This is a genomic window from Pseudomonas sp. FYR_5, assembly GCF_043106315.1.
In the GTDB taxonomy this organism is placed as follows: domain Bacteria; phylum Pseudomonadota; class Gammaproteobacteria; order Pseudomonadales; family Pseudomonadaceae; genus Aquipseudomonas; species Aquipseudomonas putida_Y.
In genome coordinates, this window is record NZ_JBICMK010000059.1 from 42,649 (window position 1) to 66,874 (window position 24,226).

Here is a 24,226-nt window from a genome sequence, read left to right on the forward strand (position 1 = left end):
ACCCTCATCAGGACCTTCGCAGATGAATTTCCAACTGACCCAAGAACAAGAAATGTTGGTGGAAGCGGTACGCAGCTTTGTTGCCAAAGAACTGCTGCCCCATGAGGAAGCGGTGGACCGCGCCGACGCCGTGTCACCCGAGCTGGCTGCGCAGATCCGTGGCAAGGCCATCGCTGCCGGGTTCTATGCCTTCAACATGCCCGAGGAAGTGGGAGGAGGCGGCCTGGACTACCTGTCCCAGGCGCTGATCGAACGTGAGCTGTCCAAGGTGTCCTGGGCGCTGCATGTCTTCGTTGCGCGGCCGTCAAAAATCCTCATGGCCTGCAAGGACGAGCAGATCAACGACTACCTGCTGCCGTGCGTGCAGGGCGAGAAGATCGACTGCTTCGCCCTCACCGAACCGGGCGCTGGCTCTGATGCCAACGCCATCAAGACCCGCGCCGTGCGTCAGGGCGATGACTTTGTCATCAACGGTAGCAAGCACTTCATCAGCCACGCGGGCCACGCCGATTTCGTCATTGTCTTCGCTGTCACCGACACCTACGAGCACAACGGGCGCAAGCGCAATGCGGTCACCGCCTTGCTGGTCGACCGGGGTACGCCGGGCATGACCATCCGCCGTGGTCCCAAGTGCGTGAGCAACCGTGGTTATCACACCTACGAGCTGTTCTTCGACGACTGCCGGGTGCCGGCCAGCAAGGTGCTGGGCGAAGTCGGCAAGGGCTGGGAAGTGGCCAACGCCTGGCTTACCGCTGGCCGGGTGATGGTCGCCGCCAACTGCGTGGGCCAGGCCCAGCGCGCCCTTGACCTGTCGCTGCAATGGGCCGCCGACCGCAAACAGTTCGGCCAGGCCATCGGCAGCTACCAAGGGGTGTCGTTCAAGCTGGCCGACATGGCCACACAGATCCGCGCGGCCGAGATGCTCACCCTGCACACCGCCTGGAAGATGGACCAGGGCAGCATGACCGACGGTGAGGCCGGCATGGCCAAGCTGTTTGCCAGCGAAGTGCTGGGCAAGGTCGCCGACGAAGCGGTGCAGATCTTCGGCGGCATGGGCCTGATGGATGAAGGGCCGGTTGAGCGCATCTGGCGCAACGCGCGTATCGAGCGCATCTGGGAGGGCACCTCGGAAATCCAGCGGCATATCATCGCCCGCGAACTGCTGCGCCCGCTGCTGCGCTGAGCGCCAGGAGAACACCCATGTCGCAATCGATTCGTGACAACCTCAAGCGCCTGCTGGCGCCCCGGCACCTGGCTTTTATCGGCGGGCGCAGCATGGCGCGGGCGCTCAAGCGATGCGCCGAAGGTGGCTTTGCCGGTGAACTGTGGCTGGTCAACCCGCAGCATGAAAGCCTGGAAGGCATCCCTTGCGTGGCACGGGTGGCCGACTTGCCCTACGCCCCGGACGCGGTGTTCATCGCCACCAACCGTGAGCTGACCCTGCAGTGCGTTGCCGAGCTGGCTGCACGCGGGGCCGGTGGCGCCATCTGCTACGCCTCGGGCTTTGCCGAAAGCGGCGAGGAGGGCTGTCAGTTGCAGCAACGCCTGCTCGACGTCGCCGGCAACATGGCCTTGCTCGGCCCCAACTGCTATGGCTTGCTCGACTACCTGCACGGTGCCGCCCTGTGGCCGGTGGCGCATGGTGGCCAGCAGGTGGAGAAGGGGGTGGCGATCCTCACGCAAAGTGGCAACTTCGCCTACAACCTGTCCATGAGCGACCGTTCCCTGCCGGTTGCCTACATGGCCTCGGTCGGCAACCAGGCGCAACTGGGTGTGGCCGAGCTGATGGATGTACTGCTCGACGACCCACGGGTAACCGCCATTGGCCTGCACCTGGAAGGCCTGAAGAACGTGCCGGGCTTCGCCCGCGCCGCGTGCAAGGCACTGCAGCAGGGCACGCCGATCATTGCATTGAAGACCGGCGTTTCGCAGATCGGCGCTGAACTGGCGCTCAGCCACACCAGCTCGTTGTCCGGCTCCGATGCGTTGTACGACAGCCTGTTCCAGCGCCTGGGCGTGATCCGCGTCAGCGGCCCGGTGAGCTTTGTCGAAACGCTCAAGGCCGCAGCCTGCGGACGCTTGCCGGCAGATGGCGAGCTGATTGCGCTGGCCTGTTCAGGCGGCGATGCCGGGCTGATTGCCGACTATGCCGAACGCAACCATCTGCAACTGCCGAAGCTCGAGCAAGGGCAGGTGGCGGCACTGGCGGAGGTGTTGCCGCGCTATGCCAACCTGGTCAACCCACTGGACTTCACTACGGCCATCTGGGGCGATGCAGCCGCCCTGCAACGTATGCTCGACAGTACCCTGAGCGGCGCCGCGGGCGCGGCGATGCTGGTGCTGGACTACCCGGCGGCCTTCACCGGCGAGCGCAAGGAGTGCGACCTGCTGTTGGGGCTGTACTGCGATGCCGTTGAACGCCACGGCAAGATTGGTTTTGTCACCTCGGCTTTCCCGGAACTGTTGCCTGCCAGTGCGCGTGAGCGCCTGCATGCGCGGGGCATCGCAGCCCTGCAGGGCGTGGAAGATGGCCTGGCGGCCTGGGGGCGCATCGTCGCTTATCAAAGGAACCGCCAGCGGTTGCTGGACCAGGGCGAGGCTGCGCGGGTACCGCTGTGCCCGCAGGCCCTCACGGGCGAAAGCCGACTGTTGGACGAATGGCAATCCAAGCAGGCCCTGCGCGCCTTCGGTCTGCCGGTGCCGGCAGGTGTGCTGAGTACGCCCGAGCGCGCTGTGGCAGACGCTGCCCGCGTGGGTTACCCGCTGGTACTGAAGGCGGTCAGCGCACAGCTGCCGCACAAGACCGAAGCTGGCGGCGTGGCGTTGAACCTGCGTGATGCCCGCGCCCTGGAAGCTGCACTGGTGCAGATGCGCCAGTGCATCGCTGACTACGCCCCGCAGGTTGCGTTTGATCAGGTGCTGCTCGAACCCATGGCCGAGCCGCCCTTGGCCGAGCTCATAGTGGGCATCAAGCGTGAACACGACTTTGCCCTGGCCCTGGTGATCGGTACCGGCGGCGTGCTGGTCGAACTGCTCAAGGACAGTGTCAGCCTGTTGCTACCCACCACCGACAGCGCCATCCGGGCGGCGCTGCTGAGCCTGCGTAGTGCCAGCCTGCTGCAAGGCTTCCGTGGCCGTCCGGCCGCCAACCTCGATGCCTTGGTCTCGGCCATCCGCGCGGTGGCCGATTACGCCTGCGAAAACGCCGGGCAGTTGCTGGAGCTGGATGTGAACCCATTGATGGTCGGTGCCAATGGCACCACCGCGGTCGACGCGCTGATCCGCCTCGGCCAGGCGCAAGGAGAACGACATGAATGACCTTACCCTGACTGCCGGCCAGGCGCTGGTGCGGTTGTTGGCCAACTACGGCGTGGAGACCGTGTTCGGCATTCCCGGCGTGCACACCCTGGAGCTCTACCGCGGCCTGCCGGGCAGTGGCATTCGCCATGTACTGACCCGCCATGAGCAGGGCGCCGGCTTCATGGCCGACGGCTATGCGCGAGTCAGTGGCAAACCGGGGGTGTGCTTCGTCATTACCGGCCCGGGCGTGACCAACGTCGCCACCCCCATCGGCCAAGCCTATGCCGACTCGGTGCCGATGCTGGTGATTTCCAGCGTCAACCACACCGCCAGCCTGGGAAAGGGCTGGGGCTGCCTGCACGAAACCCAGGACCAGCGCGCCATGACTGCGCCCATTACCGCGTTTTCTGCGGTGGCCCTGCAGGGCGACGACTTGCCCGAGCTGATCGCGCGCGCCTGGGCAGTGTTCGACAGCGAACGACCGCGCCCGGTGCATATTTCGGTGCCCCTGGACGTGCTGGCGGCATCGGTCAGCCGGGACTGGAGCGATGAGGTGGTACGCCGGCCGGGGCGTGGCCAGCCGTGCCGCGAAACCCTTGAGCAGGCTGCCCTGAAGCTCGCCGCCGCCAAGCGGCCGATGATCATCGCCGGTGGGGGCGCGTTGCACGCGGCTGAACAGTTGCAGCAACTCAGTACGCGGCTGGCGGCGCCTCTGTTCACCAGCGTGGCCGGCAAGGGCTTGTTGTCGCCAGATGCGCCACTCAATGCCGGCGCCAGCCTGTGCGTAGAACCCGGCTGGCAGTTGATCAGCCAGGCTGATGTGGTGCTTGCCGTAGGCACCGAAATGGCCGACACCGACTTCTGGCGTGAGCGCCTGCCGATCCGCGGCGAGCTGCTGCGCGTCGACATCGACCCGCGCAAGTTCAACGATTTCTACCCCTGTGCCATTGCCCTGCAGGGCGATGCCCGGCAAACCTTGGACGGTTTGCTCGAACACCTGCCTGCCCTTGAGCGTGACCCGGCCCAGGCCAGCGCGGCGGTGGCCGCCCTGCGCCAGGCCATCCGCAATGGGCATGCCCCGTTGCAGGCCACGCACCAGGCCATTCTGGACCGTATCGCCGCCGTACTGCCTGACGATGCCTTCATCAGCAGCGACATGACCCAGCTGGCCTATACCGGCAACTACGCCTTCGCCAGCCGAGCGCCACGTAGCTGGCTGCACCCCACCGGTTACGGCACCCTCGGCTACGGCCTGCCGGCCGGCATTGGTGGCATGTTCGCCAGCGACCACCGCCCCGGCCTGGTACTGGTGGGTGATGGCGGCTTCCTGTACACCGCCCAGGAGCTGGCCACTGCCGTCGAGGAGCTGCACCGGCCGCTGGTGGTGTTGCTTTGGAACAATGACGCCCTCGGCCAGATCCGCGACGATATGCTCGGCCTGGATATCGAGCCGGTCGGCGTGCTGCCGCGCAACCCGGATTTCATCGGCCTGGCCCGCGCCTTCGGTTGCACCGTGCACCAGCCACGTGACCTGGACGCGCTGCAGGCCGACCTGGCCAGTGGCTTCGCCACCCCCGGCGTGACGTTCATCGAACTCAAACACACCTGCGTCTGTTAAGGCGCGCACAACGACAAGAACACGAGTAACCATCATGCCCTTTCGCCGTACGCTTCTGGCTGCATCCCTGGCACTACTGATCACCGGCCAGGCCCCCCTGTATGCGGCCCCCCCGTTGTCGATGGACAACGGCACCAACGCCTTGACCGTGCAAAACAGCAACGCCTGGGTCGAAGTCAGTGCCAGTGCCCTGCAACACAATATCCGCACCCTGCAGGCTGAGCTGGCCGGCAAGTCCCGGCTGTGCGCCGTGCTCAAGGCCGATGCCTATGGCCATGGTATCGGTCTGGTGATGCCGTCGATCATCGCCCAGGGCGTGCCCTGCGTGGCGGTGGCCAACAACGAGGAGGCCCGGGTGGTCCGCGCCAGCGGTTTTACCGGGCAACTGGTGCGGGTCCGTGCGGCCAGCCTGAGCGAGCTGGAAGATGCCTTGCAGTACGACATGGAAGAGCTGGTGGGCAGCGCTGAGTTCGCCCGCCAGGCCGATGCCATCGCCGCGCGCCATGGCAAGACCCTGCGCATCCATCTGGCGTTCAACTCCAGCGGCATGAGCCGTAACGGGGTGGAGATGGCCACCTGGTCCGGCCGCGGTGAAGCGCTGCAGATTACCGACCAGAAGCACCTCGAACTGGTTGCGCTGATGACCCACTTCGCCGTGGAAGACAAGGACGATGTACGCAAGGGCCTGGCGGCATTCAACGAGCAGACCGACTGGTTGATCAAGCACGCCAGGCTAGACCGCAGCAAGCTCACCCTGCACGCCGCCAACTCGTTCGCTACGCTGGAAGTGCCGGAAGCGCGCCTGGACATGGTACGAACGGGGGGCGCGCTGTTCGGCGATACCGTGCCGGGGCGCACCGAGTACAAACGTGCAATGCAGTTCAAATCGCACGTGGCGGCGGTGCACAGCTACCCGGCCGGCAACACCGTGGGCTATGACCGCACCTTCACCCTGGCCCGTGATTCGCGTCTGGCCAACATTACGGTCGGGTACTCCGACGGCTACCGCCGGGTATTCACCAACAAGGGCCATGTGCTGATCAATGGCCACCGCGTGCCAGTCGTGGGCAAGGTGTCGATGAACACGCTGATGGTCGATGTCACCGACTTCCCTGATGTGAAGGGGGGTAACGAAGTGGTGCTGTTCGGCAAGCAGGCCGGGGGCGAAATCACCCAGGCCGAGATGGAAGAAATCAACGGCGCGTTGCTCGCCGATTTGTACACCGTATGGGGCAGTTCCAACCCGAAGATGCTCGTCGACTGAAATTGCCATTGAAAGGAGATTGCCATGCGCTACGCCAAGCTTACCCAACGCATCGCCGGCGACGGGGCCGCGGCCTGGGACATCCATTACCGCGCCCTGGCGCTGCAGGCCGAGGGCAAGGACATTCTGTTGCTGTCGGTGGGTGACCCGGACTTCGACACCCCCGCGCCTATCGTCGAGGCGGCCATCGACAGCCTGCGCGCTGGCCATACTCATTACGCCGATGTACGCGGCAAGCTGGCGCTGCGCCAGGCCATCGCCAACCGTCACCGGCAACGCAGCGGCCAGACGGTGAGCGCTGACCAGGTGACAGTGCTGGCGGGGGCTCAGTGCGCGTTGTTCTGCGTGGCCCAGTGCATACTCGACCCAGGCGATGAGGTGATCGTTGCCGAACCGATGTATGTCACCTACGAGGCCGTGTTCGGTGCCTGCGGCGCCAAGGTGGTGCCGGTACCGGTCAAGCCTGAGAATGGCTTTCGCGTGTGCCCGCGTGACGTCGCCGAGCGCATTACCCCGCGCACCCGCGCGCTGGCCCTGAACAGCCCGCACAACCCTTCAGGGGCGAGCCTGCCGCGCGCGACCTGGGGAGCGCTGGCCGAACTGTGCGTTGCCCATGACCTGTGGCTGATCTCTGACGAGGTCTACAGCGAGCTGCTGTATGAAGGCGAGCATGTCAGCCCCGGCAGCCTGCCGGGGATGGCCGAGCGCACCGCAACGCTGAACAGCCTGTCGAAATCGCATGCCATGACCGGCTGGCGCATGGGGTGGGTGGTCGGCTCGACAGCACTGGCCACGCATCTGGAAAACCTCGCCCTGTGCATGCTCTACGGCTTGCCGGACTTCGTCCAGGATGCCGCCGTGGTGGCGCTGGAGCACCCGTTGCCCGAACTGGACGCCATGCGCGAAGCCTACCGCCAGCGGCGCGATCTGGTGTGCGAGCAACTGGCCGGCTGCCCGGGCCTGAAGGCGTTGAAGCCCGATGGTGGCATGTTCGTGATGGTCGACATCCGTGAAACCGGCGTCAGCGCCCAGGCCTTCGCCGACTACCTGTTGGACAGCCAGGGCGTGTCGGTGCTCGCCGGCGAGGCATTCGGCCCTAGCGCTGCCGGGCATATCCGCCTGGGCCTGGTGCTGGGCAATGAGGCGCTGGCCGATGCCTGCCAGCGCATTGCCCGCTGTGCCGACGAACTGAAACGGGAGTACGGCCATGCATGAGTATGCGCGGCTGTACATCGATGGCGCCTGGCAGGTGCCGAGCGGGCAGGGCATGGCTGAGGTGATCGACCCGGCCACCGAACAGGCCATTGGCCGGGTACCCTTGGGCACCGAGGCCGATGTCGAGCGGGCGGTGATGGCGGCGCGGCGGGCCTTCGATGGCTGGTCGCGCACGCCGTCCAGCGTGCGCGCCGGGTACATCCGGGCATTGGTCGCACAGCTGAAAAACCGTGCGGCGGAAATGGCAGCGGTCATCACCGATGAGCTGGGCATGCCGGTGCAGTGGTGCCAGGCGGTGCAGGTCGAAGGCCCGATTGCCGGGTTGGAGCAATACGCCGAACTGGCCAGGCTGATGGACGAGGTGCGCGACGTCGGCAATTCGCTGGTGTACCGCGAAGCCGTTGGCGTGTGCGCATTCATCAACCCGTGGAACTACCCGCTGCACCAGATGATCGGCAAGCTGGCGCCAGCCCTGGCCGCGGGTTGTACGGTGGTGGTCAAGCCCAGCCAGGAAACACCGCTGCACGCGTTCCTGCTGGCCGATATGATCGAGGCCATTGGCCTGCCGGCGGGGGTGTTCAACCTGGTCAGCGGCCCGGGGGCCAAGGTCGGCGAAGCGCTGGCCCGGCACCCGCAGGTGGACATGGTGTCGTTTACCGGCTCCACCGGCGCCGGGGTCAGGGTGTCGCAGGCAGCAGCACCGACGGTAAAGCGGGTATGCCTGGAACTGGGCGGCAAGTCGCCGCTGCTGATTACCGCCGACGCTGACCTGCACGCTGCGGTGCGCCATGGCGTGCAGGATGTGATGATCAACTCGGGGCAGACCTGCACGGCACTGACCCGCATGCTGCTGCCGACCAGCCGCTATGCCGAGGCGCTGGACATTGCCGAGGCCGAAACCCGTGCACTGGTCATGGGCGACCCGCGTGACCCGACCAGCTTCCTCGGGCCAATGTGTTCCGCAGGCCAGCGGCGCACGGTGCTCGACTATATCCGCCTGGGCCAGGAAGAAGGTGCGCGCTTGTTGTGCGGCGGTGATCACGGCGGCTTCGAGCGCGGGTTCTACGTGGCGCCGACGTTGTTCGCCGACGTCGACAACCGCATGCGCATCGCCCAGGAGGAAATCTTTGGCCCGGTGCTGTGCCTGATACCTTATGCCGATGAAGCCCAGGCAGTGGCCCTGGCCAATGACTCGCCATTCGGCTTGTCCAGTGCAGTGTGGGCCGGCGGCCGCGAGCAGGGCCTGGCGCTGGCGCGGCAGATACGTGCCGGGCAGTGCTACATCAACGGTGCCGCGTTCAACTACCAGGCGCCGTTCGGGGGCTACAAGCAATCGGGAAACGGCCGCGAGTGGGGCGAAGAGGGCCTGGCGGAGTTCGTCGAGGTCAAGGCGGTGCAGTGCTGAGCCACTGCGGCAAGATAACCTGTTTTGTGTGAGGAGAATGCTTGTGAATGTACTGATCGTCCACGCTCACCCCGAGCCGCAATCGTTCACGGCTGCCCTGCGTGACCAGGCGGTGGAAACCTTCCGTGCCCAAGGCCATCAGGTGCAGGTCAGCGACTTGTACGGCATGGGCTGGAACCCGGTGGCCAGTGCCGATGACTTTACCCAGCGCGAGAACCCCGAGTACCTGGTGTATGCCCTGGAGCAGCGCCAGGGGGTCAAGCGTGGCGCCATTGCCGCGGACATCCAGCAGGAGCTGGACAAGTTGTTGTGGGCCGACTTGCTGGTGCTGAATTTCCCGATCTTCTGGTTCTCGGCACCGGCCATGCTCAAGGGCTGGATCGACCGGGTGCTGGTGTCGGGGGTGTGCTATGGCGGCAAGCGCTTCTACGACCAGGGCGGGTTGGCCGGCAAGAGGGCGCTGGTGACCGTGACCCTGGGCGGGCGCGAGCACATGTTTGGCGACGGCGCGATTCACGGGCCGCTGGAAGACATGCTGCGGCCGATCCTGCGGGGCACGCTGGCCTATGTCGGGTTCGAGGTGTTGCCGCCGTTCGTGGCGTGGCATGTGCCTTACATCAGTGCTGATGCACGGCAGGACTTTCTGCAGCAATACCGGCAGCGTCTGGAGCAGCTTTCGGACGACCAGCCACTGGTGTTCCCGCGCCTGGCGCAGTTCGATGAAGCGTTGTACCCGCTGACGTGACCTTTCTCCTGTACTGAACACTGGGGCCGCGTTGCGGCCCTTTCGCGACACAAGGCCGCTCCCACAGGATTACCGCCAGCTTCGAAGGCTGCACCGTCCTCCCACAGGATTACCACCAGCTTCGAAGGCTGCACCGTCCTTGTGGGAGCGGCCTTGTGTCGCGAAAGGGCTGCAAAGCAGCCCCAACATTTTGTCGGCATACGATGTTCTGCAAACCTTCCAGCGCCACCTGCCAAAAAGCGACCACCCACACATTCGGGGTATGTCACCCCTGGGCAAATCCACCGATAGTGAACCCATCGGCTCGATCCGGAGCACTCACACGATGGAGTTGCCATGCGCAAGGTACTGAAGGTGATTGGCGGTCTGCTGCTGGCGTCTGGCGCCAGCCTGGCCCAGGCGGCAGAGGTGGACAGCGGTAACACGTTACGGTTGTACAACTGGACCGACTACATCGGTGAAACCACCCTGGCCGACTTCGAGAAGGCCACCGGCATCAAGGTCATCTACGACACCTTCGATGGCTACGAAACCGTGCAGACCAAACTGCTCACCGGCCGTTCCGGCTACGATCTGGTCATGCTCAACGCCTCGCTGGTCCCCCCGCTGATCAGCGCCGGCGTGTTCCAGGCACTGGACAAGCAGCAACTGCCTAGCTGGCAAAACCTCGATCAGCAGGTGGTCAACAACCTGCAGGGCTACGACCCTGGCCTGAAGTACTCGGCGCCCTATACCTGGGGCAGCTCGGGGGTCACCTACAACGTCGACAAGATCACCGCGCGCATGCCCGACGCGCCGATCGGTTCGCTGGCCATGTTGTTCGACCCCAGGATCGTCTCGCGCTTCGCCGACTGCGGCGTCACCCTGATGGACGCGCCCACCGAGGTCATCCCGCTGGCCCTGCAGTACCTGGGCAAGGACCCGCGCAGCGCGTCTCCGGCCGACCTCAAGGCGGCCGAGCAACTGCTGCTGGGTATCCGCCCCTACATTCGCAAGTTCGATTCGGTGAATTACCTCACCAGCCTGCCCAATGGTGATGTCTGTCTGGCGCTGACCTGGTCCGGTGACTATGCCACCGCCCAGGCCCGCGCGGTGGAAGCGAAGAAGGACATCAAACTGTCGTTCTTCATCCCCCAGGAAGGTTCGCTGATCTGGTTCGACAACCTGTACATCCCCAAGGATGCGCCGCACGCGGCCAACGCCCACCGCTTCATCGAGTTTTTGCTGCAGCCGCAGACCATGGCCAAGGTCACCGACTACATCCACTACGCCAACAGCAACGCTGCCGCTACCGCGCTGGTGCGTGATGACATTCGCCAGGACCCGGCCATCTACCCCGACGCACCCACCCGCGAACGCCTGTTCGCGCAGAAAACCCAGAGCCCGAAGGACATGCGCGCCATCACCCGGGTCTGGAGCACGGTCAAGACCGGTTTCTGAACACCGCCCAACGATTCCCGCCAAGGAGCTGCCCATGGCCACCCCAAGCAAAGCATTCGCCATTGCCCACGACCCGCTGGTGGACGCCGACAAGGCCCACTACATGCACGGCTACCATGTGTTCGACGAGCACCGCGAACAAGGTGCGTTGAACATCGTCGCCGGTGAAGGCGCCTACATTCGCGACACCCATGGCAACCGTTTCCTCGATGCCGTCGGCGGCATGTGGTGCACCAACATTGGCCTGGGCCGTGAGGAAATGGCCGTGGCCATCGCTGACCAGGTGCGCCAGCTGGCCTATTCCAACCCGTTCTCCGACATGGCCAACGACGTCGCCATCGAACTGTGCCAGAAGCTCGCGCAGCTGGCGCCGGGTGACTTGAACCATGTGTTCCTCACCACGGGCGGCTCCACCGCAGTCGATACGGCTTACCGGCTGATCCAGTACTACCAGAACTGCCGAGGCAAACCGCACAAGAAGCACATCATCGCCCGCGACAACGCCTACCACGGCTCCACCACCCTGACCATGTCGATTGGCAACAAGGCCGCCGACCGGGTGGCGGAGTTCGATTACCACCACGACCTGATCCACCACGTCTCCAACCCCAACCCGTACCGCGCGCCAGACGACATGGACGAGGCGGAGTTCCTCGACTTTCTGGTAGCGGAGTTCGAGGACAAGATCCTCTCGCTGGGTGCCGACAACGTGGCGGCATTCTTCGCCGAGCCGATCATGGGCTCGGGCGGGGTGATCATTCCGCCCGAGGGGTACTTCCAGCGCATGTGGCAGCTGTGCCAGACCTACGACATCCTGTTCGTCGCCGACGAAGTGGTGACCTCGTTCGGGCGCCTGGGCACCTTCTTCGCCAGCGAGGAACTGTTTGGCGTCATCCCTGACATCATCACCACCGCCAAAGGCCTGACCTCGGCGTACCTGCCGCTGGGTGCGTGTATTTTTTCCGAGCGCATCTGGCAAGTGATTGCCGAGCCGGGCAAGGGCCGTTGCTTCACCCACGGTTTCACCTACAGCGGCCACCCGGTGTGTTGCACGGCGGCGCTTAAGAACATCGAGATCATCGAGCGCGAGCAACTGCTCGATCATGTCAAGGACGTGGGGGGGTACCTTGAGCAACGTTTGCAGAGCCTGCGCGAGCTGCCGCTGGTGGGTGATGTGCGCTGCATGAAGCTGATGGCCTGTGTCGAGTTCGTCGCCAACAAGGCCAGCAAGGCACTGTTCGCCGATGAGGTGAACATCGGCGAACGCATCCACAGCAAGGCGCAGGGAAAAGGCTTGCTGGTGCGTCCGATCATGCACCTGAACGTGATGTCGCCTCCGTTGATCATCACCCATGCACAGGTGGACGAGATCGTCGAGACCCTGCGCCAGTGCATCATCGAAACCGCGCGTGATCTCACTGCGCTTGGCCTGTACCAAGGCCGATGAACCTGGCGCAAAGGGCTGTGCGCGGGCGTGCCTGGCAGGCTAGACTGCCGGGCATGACCCAGGCCTCTCCCGACACCCCGCTTACCCTCACAATGGGCGCGCTGCAGCAGTGGCACGCGGCGTTGCAGCGCGCCCTGGCCCATGGCGAAACCCCCGAGGCGCTGGCGTATGTGGCCGCTGCCATCGGCCAGTTGGTGCAGGTGGAGTCGATGATGATCAGCCTTGAGTGCCAGGGGCGGGCGCCGCAGTTGCTGTACCAGCAAGGCATCCCCGAACGGCACCGGGCCGCCGTGCTGGAGCGCTATTTCAGTGCCGGCTACCTGCTGGACCCTTTCTGCCTTGCCGTGCAAAGCGGCCTGGCCGAAGGTTTCTACCACCTGCAGGAAATCGCCCCCGACAACTTCTTCGAAAGCGACTACTACAAGGCCTATTACCTGGGTACAGGTTGTAGTGAAGACAGCTACTACATCGTCGACCTCAGCCCAGGCCGCAAGCTGTCGCTGAGCCTGTTCCAGGGCTGCAGCGGCACGCGCCTGAATGCCGGGCAGGTCGACCTGTTGCGTGCGCTGGAGCCGATGGTGCGCGAACTGCTGGGGCGTTATGCCCGGCACAACCTGGAACCGGGCGCTGCATCAACCGAGCGCAGCAGCCTGCAGGCAGCGTTCGACAGCTTCGGCTGCCAGGTGCTGACCGACCGCGAGCGGGAAGTGGCGCACATGATCTTGCGCGGGCACTCGGTGAAATCTACCGCGCTGGAGCTGGGTATCTCGCCGGAGACCGTGCGCATGCACCGCAAGAACCTGTACATGAAACTTGAGATCAACTCGCAATCGGAGTTGTTTGCACGGTTTATCGACTGGTTACGCGGTGATCAGCTGGAAATCCATAGCGTAACGCGGTGATCAATTTTCTATACCTCCCGGTATATGGACAGCCCTGCACCTTGCCGCATAGCTTAACCCTCGACGGGGCGCGCCATGCTCAAGCCATAACAACAACGATGCCCCGTTACATTTCAGTCCTGCCAACCCAAAACTCTAAAAATGAGGCGGCAAATGGAAAGCATCGGCACCTATGTCATCTACGTCATCATGGTGTGCGCGGTACTGGGTGCCGTGGCATCCATCTACAACCCTGAAGGCGAGCTGGGCCAGGAGTTCATCGCCGGCCTGCACAGCATCGGCCCCATCTTTATCCCGGTAGCCGGCATCATGGCGGCGATCCCGTACATTTCAGCAGGTATCAGTCATGTGATCGCGCCACTGTTCCAGGCCATCGGGGCCGACCCTGGCATCGCCGGTCCCATCTTCATCGCCTCGGACATGGGCGGCTACCAGTTAGCCAAAGCGCTGGCGCAAAGCCAGGAAGGCTGGATCCTCGGCCTGATCACCGGCTTTCAGTGCGGCGCCACCATCATCTTCGTCATTCCGGTCGGGCTGGCCATGCTGCACAAGGCCGACCACAAGTACATGGCACTGGGGATCATGGCCGGGCTGCTGACCATTCCGCTGAGCATCATGATCATTGCCATGACCATGCAGGCGCTTGGCCTGAGCGTGCGTCCGGACATCGCTACCACTGGCGCCGCTACCCAGGCACTGCACTTCACCTGGGCAATGCTGCTGCGCAACCTGATGCCGCTGATCCTGTTTTGCATTGCCCTGGCAGCGGCATTGCGCTACTTCCCCACACTGATGGTGTACCTGTTCCTCAAGCTCGGCCAGTTCATGTACATCGCCGTGGTGTTGGTGCTGGTAGCGTCCATCGTGCAGTACTTCACCGGCCTGTTCAGCCACCTGTTCGGCAGCTGGGGTTTTGCGCCGATCATCGCCGATGCCGATGATCAGTTTCGCGCCTTGGAAATTGCTGGCTACATCGGCCTGATGCTGTGCGGGGCGTTCCCCATGGTGCACTTGCTCAAGCGCTTCCTGGCGCGGCCAATCGAACGGGTGGCCTCGCGCTTTGGCATGTCTGGTGTCGGTGCGGCCGGGGTATTGGCGGCCTCGGCGAATATCCTGGCCATGTTTCGCTTGGTCAGCGAAATGCCGCCCAAGGACAAGGTATTGGTGATCGCTTTCTCTGTGTGCGCCGCGTTCACCTTTGGCGACCACATGGCCTTCTCCGCCAACTTCCAGCCCTCGCTGATACTGCCGTTGATGATAGGCAAACTCAGTGGCGGCCTGATCGCCATGCTGCTGGCCAGTTGGCTGGCGGTGCCCAAGGCGCAGGAGCTGGGACGTCAGGACGCTGCCGCAGGTGTCTGCAAGGGGGTGGCCGAGCCGTCCTGAGCAAAAGCGTCATGCGCATGATCCGGAGCGTCCTGGGCGCTCCGGATTTTGTGTTTTTAACCGATCAAGGCGGTAAGGTCATGCAGGCCTTCGGTGCATGAGCGTGTGGTGAGCAATGACAAAAGATGAGGCAAACGAGTTGGCAGCGGTGATCGAGGCGATCGGCAGCGAACAGCTGGGACCGGCGCTGGATGCGTGGCTGCGCAGCAAGCTGACGTTCGACATGAGTTGCGCCTACCTGTTCCAGTTCAATCAACCAGCACTGCTGGTGCATAACGGGTACAACCGTACGGTCACGGAGCGTACGTTGAACGCTTACGTGCGCGGCGGCTACCTGCTTGACCCGTTCTACGTTGCTTGCGTCAACGAGCACCCATCCGGGCTATGGCGCATGAGCGAACTGGCACCTGACTGCTTCTTCTCTTCAGGGTTTGCCATTTCCAAGGACATCCACCCCTGTGTGTCGTCCGACTATGGGACGGCGGTGGATGAGGTGGGCTTCATCATTCCCCTGCGGCCCCAGTTGGCGATCGTCTATTCGCTGATGCGCAACCACGGCAGTGGGGATTTCGATGCAGGGGAAATGGAGCTGTTGGCGGCAATGTCGCCGCTGCTGGCTTCGGTTTTTGGTCAGCACTGTCGATTGCGTTACGCTGATATCCTGCGCGCGGCACCAGAGGGGGTGGTGCTGGAGGACGCCTTCGTAGAGATCTTGCAAGGGCAACTGACTGAAACCCAGCGCCTTATCGCCAAGTTGTTGTTACAGGGGCACAGCAATGCGTCGATTGCGCGGCAGCTGAATATTTCCGATGGGACGGTAAAGGTGCACAAGCACAACATCTATCAGCGCCTGGAAATTTCATCCAACGCCGAACTGTTTCGCCTGTTTATCGATTATCTGGCCAAGGGCTGATACAGCAAGGGGCTGCAAAGCAGCCCCTTGCTGTATCAGGTACAGGTCACCTGAACAGCGGACTCAGGTGCTCGCTGAGGTAGATCCCTTGCGGATCGAGCTGGCGGCGCAGCTTACGGAAGTCCTCGGCACGCGGGTATATTGCACTCACATCTTCACCCGTCAGGAAATGCAGCTTGCCCCAGTGCGGCCTGGCGCCATAGGAACGCAGGATCTGATCCACCGCCCGCAGATAGTCCCAGTAGTCGGTACCCGGCTGGCCGGACACCGAAATGGTCACGCTGTCCTGCTCGAAGAATGGGCTCATCCACGCCCCGTCTCCGGCAGTAAAGCGGTACTCGATGGGGTAGATGGCCTCGGGGAAGTCCTCCAGCATCAGCTTGCGCACGGCCCGCAACGCTTCCTTGCTGTGGCGCAACGGCACAGCGTATTCCAGTTCGTGAAAGTTGGGCAGGTACTCGATCGGGTACACATCCGAGCTGTAGGCCACTTTCTCGAACTCGCTTTCCCAGATCGGGTGGTCGGTGATGTCCATGACCTTCACTTCGCAGACATCGGTGGTGCGCCCGCTTGTAGAGGTGGCGGCGGTATCGGGTAGGCAATAGCAATGGCGGCTTTGCTCGTAGGGGCACCAGAAGAAGCTGAAGTGGCGGTGTTTGCGTGCCAGTTCGTCGTGCTTTTCCATCACGCTTTCGAAGTCTTCGCGCCAGATGCGCTCGTGCAGGTTGAAGCTGTCGGTCACCTGCAAGGTCAGTTCGGAAACAATGCCCAGTACGCCCAGCGACACCCGGCCCGCCTGTAGCAGGTCGGGGGTGCTTTCGTCGACCACGAGTATTTCGCCATCGGGTTGCACCAGCTTCATGCCGACAATCGACGAGGCCAGGTTGCCGAGGGTCAGACCGGTGCCGTGGGTACCGGTAGTCAATGCGCCTGCAATAGACTGGCTGTCGATGTCGCCCTGGTTGACCATTGACAACCCGGCGGCACGCAATGTCTTGCCCAAGGCATTGATGGTGGTGCCGGCGGCAGCGGTGACGCGCTTTTTCTCGTGGTCGACATGGCGTACGCCGCTCATGTTGGCCAGGGTCAGGTGCAGGCCATTGGTCAGTGCCACCGGGGTGAAGGAATGCCCCGAGCCGGCCACGCGCACGTTCATGCCATTGCTGCTGGCCTGGCTGACCATTGAGCACAATTCGTCCTCGCTGGCCGGTGCCCCGCGTGCTGCACGGATGCAGGACTGGTTACCGGCCCAGTTGCGCCAGTGCGCGTGTTCAAGGCCGAATTCGTTGATATGCATGTTGTTGGAAGAGGTACTCACATCGTTCTCCTGCCGGTTGTTCTTGTAATCAGAGGGCGGTGTAGCCATTGTCGGCAAACAGGTGCGCGCCGTTGACGAAACTGGCGTCGTCACTGGCCAGGAACAAGGCTGCGCTGGCGACTTCCGAGGGTTGGCACAAGCGCCCCTGGGCGGCAGCGATGGCCTGTTCGCTGACGTCTACGCCATGCTTGCGCAACATGTCGATCTCGCGCAGGCCGTGGGCGGTGGCGATGAAGCCCGGGCAGATGGCATTGGCGCGAATGCCTCGGTCGCGAAACTCCACAGCGATGGCCCGGGCGAACATATGCGTGGCACCCTTGCTGGTGCAATACAGCACCTCCATCGGCGTGCCCACCACTGCCGAGATTGATGAGGTGCAGACGATACTGCCGCCGCCGGCCGCAAGCATGCCCGGCAACACCGCGCCGGTGACCAGGAACATGCTCTTCACGTTCACGGCCATGATCCGGTCCCATTCTTCTTCACTGGTTTCCAGGAAGGGCATGGCCGACAGGATGCCCGCGTGGTTCATCAGCACGGTGATGTGGCCGAAGGCCTCTTCTACGGCCGCCACCGCGGCCTTCACTTGCTGTGCGTCCGAGACATCGGCGGCAGCGAAGATGGCCTGGTAACCTGCATCACGCAATCGCCTTGCAACTTCGGCGCCCTTGCTGCCGGGCAGGTCGACAATGCCCACCCTGGCCCCTTCTGCCGCGAACAGCTCCGATGCGGCCAGCCCGCAGCCACCCGCACCGCCAGTAATCAGCGCCACCTTGCCGTTAAGACGTCCAGCCATGTTCGACTCCCGATGATTTTTGATTGACTGTCTTGAGCCCGGGCGTTTCGCGATTCGCGTGCTGGAGCATGAAACAGATCATCGGGAACATCCATATACCGATGGGTATACGGGGCACGCATAGGCAATGGGGCAGGGCTATACAGCCCCTGTGGGGCGCGCCCGCTCCCACAAGGTGCATGGTGTGTTCATATGGCCTGTTGCTCGATCAACGCCAGGCACCGCTGCACGATCGGGCTTACATCACCCTTGCGCCGGCTGAGGATGATCGGGCTGACGGCGCCGCTATCAAGCAGGTCGACATACTCGATATCGGTACGGTGCTGCTGCTGTACCGTTGCCGGCACCAGGGTCACGCCGACGCCAACCGCTACCAGGCCGATGGCGGTCTGCAGTTCGTTGGCCCACTGGCTGACACGAATGCTCATGCCGTGGTGGGCGAACAGCGCCAGCACGTGGTCGGCATAACTGGGCCGGGGATTGGCCGGATAGAGGATGAACGCTTCGCCAGCCAGCTGGGCCAGACTGAGCGGGCGGCCCGCCAGGGGGTGGCCCTTGGGTAGCACGGCCACCAGCGGGTCCTCGCACAGCACCTGCTGGTGAATCACCGGGTCGTCGATGCGAATGCGCCCGAAGCCAATGTCGATACGCCCGCTTTTAAGCGCCTCCACCTGTTGCAAGGTGGTCATCTCGTTCAGGCCCAGTTCCAGCTCGCTGTCCTGGCGCAGTTCGCGGATCAGCTCCGGCAGCACGGTGTACAGGGTAGAGGGAGCAAAGCCGATGCCCAGCCACTGGCGCTGGCCCTGGCCGATGCGGCGGGTGTTGTCGCTGATGTTCTGCAACTGCTGCAGCACAGTGCAGGTCTGCTCGTAGAAGAAGCGGCCGGCTTCGGTCAGCCGCAGCGGACGTTCGCGCACCACCAGCAGGGTACCGAGCTGGTCCTCCAGTTGGCTGATCTGCCGACTCAGGGGTGGCTGGGCGATGTGCAGCAGCTCGGCGGCGCGGGTGAAGTTCAGGGTCTCGGCCAAGACTTTGAAGTAACGCAGGTGGCGCAGCTCCATCAGACCTCCAGGGTATGGTGGGAGATTCATTTGATATTGGACGGTCGTCAGGGTCTCGCGCAATCCTTCAACAATCAAGTAAACGCATCACTCGGGCCTGCAACTGAAAGCCCGACCTGACGGGACCTGGCAACAATGACAAGCGCGCTGATTGAACACATAGATGCAATTATCGTCGATCTCCCGACCATTCGCCCGCACAAGCTGGCGATGCACACCATGCAGCAGCAGACCCTGGTGGTATTGCGCCTGCGCTGCAGCGATGGCGTGGAAGGCATCGGCGAAGCCACCACCATCGGTGGCCTGGCTTATGGCTACGAAAGCCCCGAAGGCATCAAGGCCAATATCGACGCGCACCTCGCCCCGGCGCTGATCGGCCTGCCAGCAGACAACATCAACGCCGCCATGCTCAAGCTGGACAAGCTGGCCAAGGGCAACACCTTCGCCAAGTCCGGCATCGAAAGCGCCTTGCTCGACGCCCAGGGCAAACGCCTGGGCCTGCCGGTCAGCGAACTGCTGGGGGGGCGCGTGCGTGACAGCCTGGAAGTGGCCTGGACCCTGGCCAGCGGCGACACCGCTCGCGATATCGCCGAAGCCCAGCACATGCTGGACATTCGCCGGCACCGGGTGTTCAAGCTGAAAATCGGCGCCAACCCGGTGGCCCAGGACCTCAAGCACGTGGTCGCGATCAAGCGCGAGCTGGGTGACAGCGCCAGCGTGCGGGTCGACGTCAACCAGTACTGGGACGAGTCCCAGGCCATCCGCGCCTGTCAGGTACTGGGCGACAACGGCATCGACCTGATCGAGCAGCCGATTTCGCGCGTCAACCGCGGTGGCCAGGTGCGCCTGAACCAGCGCAGCCCGGCACCGATCATGGCCGATGAGTCGATCGAAAGCGTCGAGGACGCCTTCAGCCTGGCCGCCGACGGCGCCGCCAGCATCTTCGCCCTGAAAATCGCCAAGAATGGTGGTCCGCGCGCGGTGCTGCGCACTGCACAGATCGCCGAGGCCGCTGGCATCGCCTTGTACGGCGGCACCATGCTCGAAGGTTCGATCGGCACCCTGGCTTCGGCCCATGCATTCCTCACCCTGCGCCAGCTCACCTGGGGTACGGAGCTGTTCGGGCCGCTGCTGCTGACCGAGGAGATCGTCAACGAGCCGCCGCAATACCGCGACTTCCAGCTGCACATCCCCCATACCCCAGGCCTGGGCCTGACGTTGGACGAACAGCGCCTGGCGCGCTTCGCCCGTCGCTGATCAGCAAGCAAGGAGATAACCATGTTGTTCCACGTGAAGATGACCGTGAAGCTGCCGGTCGACATGGACCCGGCCAAGGCCGCCCAGCTCAAGGCCGACGAAAAGGAACTGGCTCAGCGCCTGCAGCGCGAAGGCATCTGGCGTCACCTGTGGCGCATTGCCGGGCATTACGCCAACTACAGCGTGTTCGATGTGCCCAGCGTCGAGGCGTTGCATGACACGCTGATGCAGCTGCCGCTGTTCCCGTACATGGACATCGAGGTCGACGGCCTGTGTCGGCATCCCTCGTCTATCCACAGCGACGATCGCTGATTCGCACCTGTATGCCTGACAAGAACAATACGAGGTAAGCACGATGACCGTGAAAATTTCCCACACTGCCGACATTCAAGCCTTCTTCAACCAGGTGGCTGGCCTGGACCATGCCGAAGGAAACCCGCGCTTCAAGCAGCTCATTCTGCGCGTGCTGCAAGACACCGCTCGGCTGATCGAAGACCTGGAAATCACCGAGGACGAGTTCTGGCACGCCGTCGACTACCTCAACCGCCTGGGCGGTCGTAACGAGGCGGGCCTGCTGGCTGCTGGGCTGGGCATCGAGCACTTCCTCGACCTGCTGCAGGATGCCAAGGACGCCGAAGCCGGCCTTGGCGGCGGCACCCCGCGCACCATCGAAGGCCCGCTGTATGTTGCCGGGGCGCCGCTGGCCCAGGGCGAAGTGCGCATGGACGACGGCACTGACCCGGGCGTGGTGATGTTCCTTCAGGGCCAGGTGTTCGATGCCGACGGCAAGCCGCTGGCCGGTGCCACCGTCGACCTGTGGCACGCCAACACCCAAGGCACCTATTCGTACTTCGATTCGACACAATCCGAGTTCAACCTGCGCCGGCGTATCATCACCGATACCGAGGGCCGCTACCGCGCGCGCTCGATCGTGCCATCGGGGTATGGTTGCGACCCGCAGGGCCCAACCCAGGAATGCCTGGACCTGCTCGGCCGCCACGGCCAGCGCCCGGCGCACGTGCACTTCTTCATTTCGGCACCAGGGCACCGCCACCTGACCACGCAGATCAACTTTGCGGGCGACAAGTACCTGTGGGACGACTTTGCCTATGCCACCCGTGACGGGCTGATCGGCGAACTGCGTTTTGTCGAGGATGCGGCGGCGGCGCGCGACCGCGGTGTGCAAGGCGAGCGCTTTGCCGAGCTGTCATTCGACTTCCGCTTGCAGGGTGCCAGGTCGCCTGACGCCGAGGCGCGAAGCCATCGGCCGCGGGCGTTGCAGGAGGGCTGAGTCCGAGGTTCTGTCACTGTGATTTTGCCTGGGGCTTTCCGTGCGGGGAGGTCCCGGGCTTTATGCTGCAAGGGCCTAGAATCGTCCTTTTGCTCAGGCCCCACACCATGCTCCCCCTCGCGCTGCTGCCAACCACCATCGAACAGGCTCCGCTGATCCGCAATCTCTACCAGTTCTATTGCTACGAGTCCTCCGACTGGGAACAGGAAGACGTTGAGGCGGACGGCCGCTTCTACATCCATGAGGAGCACCTGCAACGCTACTGGCAGGACGACGGCTGGGGCGCGTATCTGGTGCTGGCGGACGGGTTCATCGCCGGCTTCGTGCTGTTAGAGCGCAGCGAACTGCCTGGTATCGATGCGCAGGAGCTTGCCGACCTGTTCATCTTGAAGAAGTACCGCCGCCAGGGCATCGGCCAGGCGGTGGCGTTGCAGCTGCTGGGGGGCGAGGGTGACTGGCTGCTGCGCTGCTATGCACAGGATCTGGCCGCTGTGGCTTTCTGCAATGCAGTGCTGGCCAACCTGCCGCGGCCGGCGCAGGCTATCGCCTTGGGGGATGAGCCGGACTTGCTCAATTTTCTGGTGACCGGCACCCGCCATTGAGGGTTGGTGCGCTTTCGTTCGTCCTGATAAGGGGACGCGTCATTTTTGTGAGTTGCTTCACAAAATTTTCATGGGCAGCATAATGCCATTATCGCTTTCCAAGACTCGGCCGCCGCTTGCCGGGCCCCTTTTCATGCGTTTCGAAGGTTCAGGTAAAGTTCATGTCGCTCGCAGCAAACCCCGACATCATGTACCGGCTATTGATCCAGAGCGTGGTGGATTATGCCATCTACCTGCTTACCCCTGAAGGTATCGTCGCCAACTGGAACCCCGGCGCCCAGCGCGCCAAGGGGTACCATGCCGATGAGATCGTCGGCCAGCACTACTCGGTGTTCTACACCGATGGCGAGCGCGCAGCCGGGTTGCCGACGTTAAACCTGGAGCAGGCGCGCAGCACCGGACGCTTTGAAGAAACGGGCGTGCGCCTGCGCAAGGACGGTACGGCCTTCCACGCCCATGTGGTCATCGAAGCGGTATACGACGATGCCGGACACCTGGTGGGTTTCGCCAAGGTCACCCGCGACATTTCCGAACGCCACCGCCAGGAACTCGAACTGCTGCAGGCCAAAGAGCTGGCCGAGCAGTACAGCCAGGAGATGGCCAAGCTGTCGCAGTTCCTCGATTCGGTCATTGCCAACATTCCCGCGAGCGTCATCGTCCAGGACCTGGAAAGCCAGCGCATCCTGTTGGCCAACCAGCAGGCCGAACGCCTGTTCGGCGGGCCGCAGCGCAGCATGATCGGCCAGTTGCCCCGGGAATGCCTGGCACCGGCTGCCGGTGACTACCTGGAGCAGCAACTCGTGCGTGGTGCCCGCAGTACCAAGGGGCACGCCGCCGAAACCCGCGTCGACACTGCCCGTGGCCCCCGCACCCTGCGCAGCCGTACCCTGCTCAGCCAGAGCCGCGAGGGGCAGGCCGATTACGTGTTGTTCGTGGCTGAAGACGCCACCGAAGAGCTGGCCGCCCATGCGCAGATTCACCACATGGCGCACCATGACGCGCTCACCGGGCTGCCCAACCGGACGCTTTTCCACGAACGGCTGCGTCAGGCCTTGTTGCGCGGCAGCGAAAACGCCAAGCTGACCGCTGCCCTGTGCCTGGACCTGGACAACTTCAAAAACATCAACGACTCCCTTGGCCATGCCTTTGGCGACAAGCTGCTACGCGAGTTGGGCAAGCGTCTGCGCCGCGAACTGCGTGAGCACGACACCTTGGCCCGCCTGGGTGGCGATGAGTTTGCCGTGGTGCTGACGGGCCTGGAAGGGCGGGATGCCGCATGTAATACCGCGCAGCGCCTGATCAAGGCCATCAGCCCGCCGTTCCAGATCGAAGGGCATCAGTTCGCGGTGGGGGTGAGCATCGGGATCGCCATCGCGCCTGATGACAATGACCAGGCAGAGCAACTGTTGGGCTACGCCGACATGGCGCTGTACCAGGCCAAGCGTAACGGCCGTAATCGTTATGAATGCTTCGATGTCGAACTGGACGTTGCCGCCCGCCAGCGCCGCCTGGTGGAAACCGACCTGCGCACAGCGCTGCACCTGGGGCAGTTGCAGCTGCACTACCAGCCGGTAGTCGATCATCAAACCAGCAGCGTTACCGGTTATGAGGCGTTGCTGCGCTGGGAACACCCGACCCGGGGCATGGTCATGCCGATGGATTTCATCCCCATTGCCGAAGAAACCGGGTTGATCCACGAGTTGGGCAACCGTGCGCTGAATCTGGCCTGCCAGGAGGCGGCCAGTTGGGACGGTGAGCAGACGGTGTCGGTCAACCTGTCGGCGGTGCAGTTCAAGAACGGCGATCTGGTGCATACCGTCGCCCTCGCGCTGGCCGACTCGGGCCTGCCGCCGCAGCGACTGGAGCTGGAAATTACCGAATCGGTGCTGCTGGGCAACAGCGAGGAAAACGTGCGCACCTTGCGCGCCCTGAAAGACCTGGGCGTGTCCATTTCACTGGATGACTTTGGTACGGGCTACTCATCGCTGGGCTACCTGCGCTCGTTCCCCTTCGACCGGATCAAGATCGACAAGTCGTTTGTGCATGACATGTGCGACAGCCGCGAGGCCATGTCGATCATTCGCGCCATTACCGAGCTGTCCAACAGCCTGATGATCAAGACCACGGCCGAAGGCGTGGAGTCGGAGGAACAGATGCGCCGGCTCGCGGCGGAAGGGTGTTCGCACTTCCAGGGCTACTTTTACGGGCGGCCGGCACCGGCGAGCGAGCGGTTGAAGCAGGTCATCACGCAAGAACAATGACTTGC

At 63.5% G+C, this 24,226-nt stretch carries 20 protein-coding genes; 17 read left to right on the forward strand and 3 right to left on the reverse strand.

Going from position 1 to position 24,226, the window contains the following annotated elements:
• Positions 1-22 precede the first annotated feature (22 nt).
• The 12 genes from ACF8RA_RS09285 to ACF8RA_RS09340 all read left to right on the forward strand — a co-directional run bounded on the left by ACF8RA_RS09285 (position 23) and on the right by ACF8RA_RS09340 (position 15,635).
• A complete protein-coding gene (locus ACF8RA_RS09285) occupies positions 23-1,183 on the forward strand; it encodes an acyl-CoA dehydrogenase family protein (protein WP_392519106.1) in 1,161 nt (386 codons plus the stop codon).
• A 17-nt stretch (positions 1,184-1,200) separates the two neighbouring features.
• On the forward strand, positions 1,201-3,318 hold the full coding sequence (locus ACF8RA_RS09290; protein ID WP_392519108.1) for an acetate--CoA ligase family protein: 2,118 nt from the start codon (positions 1,201-1,203) through the stop codon (positions 3,316-3,318).
• Positions 3,311-4,918, forward strand: coding sequence for a 5-guanidino-2-oxopentanoate decarboxylase (locus tag ACF8RA_RS09295; protein ID WP_392461198.1), 1,608 nt, complete (start codon positions 3,311-3,313; stop codon positions 4,916-4,918). The genes ACF8RA_RS09290 and ACF8RA_RS09295 overlap by 8 nt, the downstream gene beginning before the upstream one ends.
• Positions 4,919-4,952: 34 nt before the next feature.
• Positions 4,953-6,182: an alanine racemase gene (gene alr / locus ACF8RA_RS09300; protein ID WP_176682447.1), complete on the forward strand. Its 1,230-nt coding sequence runs from the start codon at positions 4,953-4,955 to the stop codon at positions 6,180-6,182.
• Between the two features lie 24 nt (positions 6,183-6,206).
• Positions 6,207-7,397 (forward strand): pyridoxal phosphate-dependent aminotransferase, encoded by a 1,191-nt coding sequence (locus ACF8RA_RS09305; protein WP_392519110.1) that lies wholly within the window; start codon positions 6,207-6,209, stop codon positions 7,395-7,397.
• Positions 7,390-8,802 carry an aldehyde dehydrogenase family protein gene (locus ACF8RA_RS09310; protein ID WP_392461201.1) on the forward strand — a complete coding sequence of 471 codons (1,413 nt, stop codon included), beginning with the start codon at positions 7,390-7,392 and terminating at the stop codon, positions 8,800-8,802. The genes ACF8RA_RS09305 and ACF8RA_RS09310 overlap by 8 nt, the downstream gene beginning before the upstream one ends.
• Positions 8,803-8,845: 43 nt before the next feature.
• Positions 8,846-9,547 carry an NAD(P)H-dependent oxidoreductase gene (locus ACF8RA_RS09315; protein WP_176682450.1) on the forward strand — a complete coding sequence of 234 codons (702 nt, stop codon included), beginning with the start codon at positions 8,846-8,848 and terminating at the stop codon, positions 9,545-9,547.
• A 336-nt stretch (positions 9,548-9,883) separates the two neighbouring features.
• Complete coding sequence (locus ACF8RA_RS09320; protein WP_176682451.1) at positions 9,884-10,987, forward strand: polyamine ABC transporter substrate-binding protein; 1,104 nt, start codon at positions 9,884-9,886, stop codon at positions 10,985-10,987.
• Positions 10,988-11,021: 34 nt separating this feature from the next.
• Positions 11,022-12,434, forward strand: coding sequence for an aminotransferase (locus tag ACF8RA_RS09325; protein WP_392514645.1), 1,413 nt, complete (start codon positions 11,022-11,024; stop codon positions 12,432-12,434).
• A 53-nt stretch (positions 12,435-12,487) separates the two neighbouring features.
• A complete protein-coding gene (locus ACF8RA_RS09330) occupies positions 12,488-13,336 on the forward strand; it encodes a helix-turn-helix transcriptional regulator (RefSeq protein WP_392514647.1) in 849 nt (282 codons plus the stop codon).
• 153 nt (positions 13,337-13,489) lie between these two features.
• Entirely contained in the window at positions 13,490-14,722 is a 1,233-nt protein-coding gene (eutH, locus tag ACF8RA_RS09335) for an ethanolamine utilization protein EutH (protein WP_176682454.1), read from the forward strand.
• Between the two features lie 115 nt (positions 14,723-14,837).
• Positions 14,838-15,635: a LuxR family transcriptional regulator gene (locus ACF8RA_RS09340; protein WP_176682455.1), complete on the forward strand. Its 798-nt coding sequence runs from the start codon at positions 14,838-14,840 to the stop codon at positions 15,633-15,635.
• A 46-nt stretch (positions 15,636-15,681) separates the two neighbouring features.
• Here the strand turns inward: ACF8RA_RS09340 and ACF8RA_RS09345 are convergent, their stop codons facing one another.
• From ACF8RA_RS09345 to catR, 3 genes are all read right to left on the reverse strand, one after another.
• Positions 15,682-16,953 carry a D-arabinono-1,4-lactone oxidase gene (locus ACF8RA_RS09345; protein ID WP_176682456.1) on the reverse strand — a complete coding sequence of 424 codons (1,272 nt, stop codon included), beginning with the start codon at positions 16,951-16,953 and terminating at the stop codon, positions 15,682-15,684.
• Between the two features lie 28 nt (positions 16,954-16,981).
• Positions 16,982-17,749 (reverse strand): SDR family NAD(P)-dependent oxidoreductase, encoded by a 768-nt coding sequence (locus tag ACF8RA_RS09350; RefSeq protein ID WP_012051983.1) that lies wholly within the window; start codon positions 17,747-17,749, stop codon positions 16,982-16,984.
• 188 nt (positions 17,750-17,937) lie between these two features.
• Entirely contained in the window at positions 17,938-18,810 is an 873-nt protein-coding gene (gene catR / locus ACF8RA_RS09355; protein ID WP_176682457.1) for an HTH-type transcriptional regulator CatR, read from the reverse strand.
• Positions 18,811-18,945: 135 nt separating this feature from the next.
• On the opposite strand from catR, the gene ACF8RA_RS09360 reads away from it, so the two are divergent.
• The 5 genes from ACF8RA_RS09360 to ACF8RA_RS09380 all read left to right on the forward strand — a co-directional run bounded on the left by ACF8RA_RS09360 (position 18,946) and on the right by ACF8RA_RS09380 (position 24,221).
• Complete coding sequence (locus tag ACF8RA_RS09360) at positions 18,946-20,067, forward strand: muconate cycloisomerase family protein (protein WP_176682458.1); 1,122 nt, start codon at positions 18,946-18,948, stop codon at positions 20,065-20,067.
• A gap of 21 nt (positions 20,068-20,088) precedes the next feature.
• On the forward strand, positions 20,089-20,379 hold the full coding sequence (catC, locus tag ACF8RA_RS09365; RefSeq protein ID WP_010954550.1) for a muconolactone Delta-isomerase: 291 nt from the start codon (positions 20,089-20,091) through the stop codon (positions 20,377-20,379).
• 43 nt (positions 20,380-20,422) lie between these two features.
• Positions 20,423-21,358 carry a catechol 1,2-dioxygenase gene (gene catA, locus ACF8RA_RS09370; RefSeq protein WP_392514650.1) on the forward strand — a complete coding sequence of 312 codons (936 nt, stop codon included), beginning with the start codon at positions 20,423-20,425 and terminating at the stop codon, positions 21,356-21,358.
• Between the two features lie 107 nt (positions 21,359-21,465).
• The gene (locus tag ACF8RA_RS09375) at positions 21,466-21,960 is read left to right on the forward strand and encodes a GNAT family N-acetyltransferase (protein WP_392514652.1); all 495 of its coding nucleotides are present in this window, start codon (positions 21,466-21,468) and stop codon (positions 21,958-21,960) included.
• 161 nt (positions 21,961-22,121) lie between these two features.
• On the forward strand, positions 22,122-24,221 hold the full coding sequence (locus ACF8RA_RS09380; RefSeq protein WP_392514654.1) for a putative bifunctional diguanylate cyclase/phosphodiesterase: 2,100 nt from the start codon (positions 22,122-22,124) through the stop codon (positions 24,219-24,221).
• Positions 24,222-24,226 lie beyond the last annotated feature (5 nt).

Coding starts and splice junctions, on each gene's coding strand:
- ACF8RA_RS09295 (WP_392461198.1), top strand. CDS start 3,311: ATGAATGACCTTACCCTGACTGCCGGCCAGGCGCTGGTGCGGTTGTTG.
- ACF8RA_RS09380 (WP_392514654.1), top strand. CDS start 22,122: ATGTCGCTCGCAGCAAACCCCGACATCATGTACCGGCTATTGATCCAG.
- catC (WP_010954550.1), top strand. CDS start 20,089: ATGTTGTTCCACGTGAAGATGACCGTGAAGCTGCCGGTCGACATGGAC.
- ACF8RA_RS09285 (WP_392519106.1), top strand. CDS start 23: ATGAATTTCCAACTGACCCAAGAACAAGAAATGTTGGTGGAAGCGGTA.
- ACF8RA_RS09310 (WP_392461201.1), top strand. CDS start 7,390: ATGCATGAGTATGCGCGGCTGTACATCGATGGCGCCTGGCAGGTGCCG.
- ACF8RA_RS09325 (WP_392514645.1), top strand. CDS start 11,022: ATGGCCACCCCAAGCAAAGCATTCGCCATTGCCCACGACCCGCTGGTG.
- catR (WP_176682457.1), bottom strand. CDS start 18,810: ATGGAGCTGCGCCACCTGCGTTACTTCAAAGTCTTGGCCGAGACCCTG.
- ACF8RA_RS09320 (WP_176682451.1), top strand. CDS start 9,884: ATGCGCAAGGTACTGAAGGTGATTGGCGGTCTGCTGCTGGCGTCTGGC.
- ACF8RA_RS09290 (WP_392519108.1), top strand. CDS start 1,201: ATGTCGCAATCGATTCGTGACAACCTCAAGCGCCTGCTGGCGCCCCGG.
- catA (WP_392514650.1), top strand. CDS start 20,423: ATGACCGTGAAAATTTCCCACACTGCCGACATTCAAGCCTTCTTCAAC.
- ACF8RA_RS09305 (WP_392519110.1), top strand. CDS start 6,207: ATGCGCTACGCCAAGCTTACCCAACGCATCGCCGGCGACGGGGCCGCG.
- alr (WP_176682447.1), top strand. CDS start 4,953: ATGCCCTTTCGCCGTACGCTTCTGGCTGCATCCCTGGCACTACTGATC.
- ACF8RA_RS09340 (WP_176682455.1), top strand. CDS start 14,838: ATGACAAAAGATGAGGCAAACGAGTTGGCAGCGGTGATCGAGGCGATC.
- ACF8RA_RS09350 (WP_012051983.1), bottom strand. CDS start 17,749: ATGGCTGGACGTCTTAACGGCAAGGTGGCGCTGATTACTGGCGGTGCG.
- ACF8RA_RS09330 (WP_392514647.1), top strand. CDS start 12,488: ATGACCCAGGCCTCTCCCGACACCCCGCTTACCCTCACAATGGGCGCG.
- ACF8RA_RS09375 (WP_392514652.1), top strand. CDS start 21,466: ATGCTCCCCCTCGCGCTGCTGCCAACCACCATCGAACAGGCTCCGCTG.
- eutH (WP_176682454.1), top strand. CDS start 13,490: ATGGAAAGCATCGGCACCTATGTCATCTACGTCATCATGGTGTGCGCG.
- ACF8RA_RS09360 (WP_176682458.1), top strand. CDS start 18,946: ATGACAAGCGCGCTGATTGAACACATAGATGCAATTATCGTCGATCTC.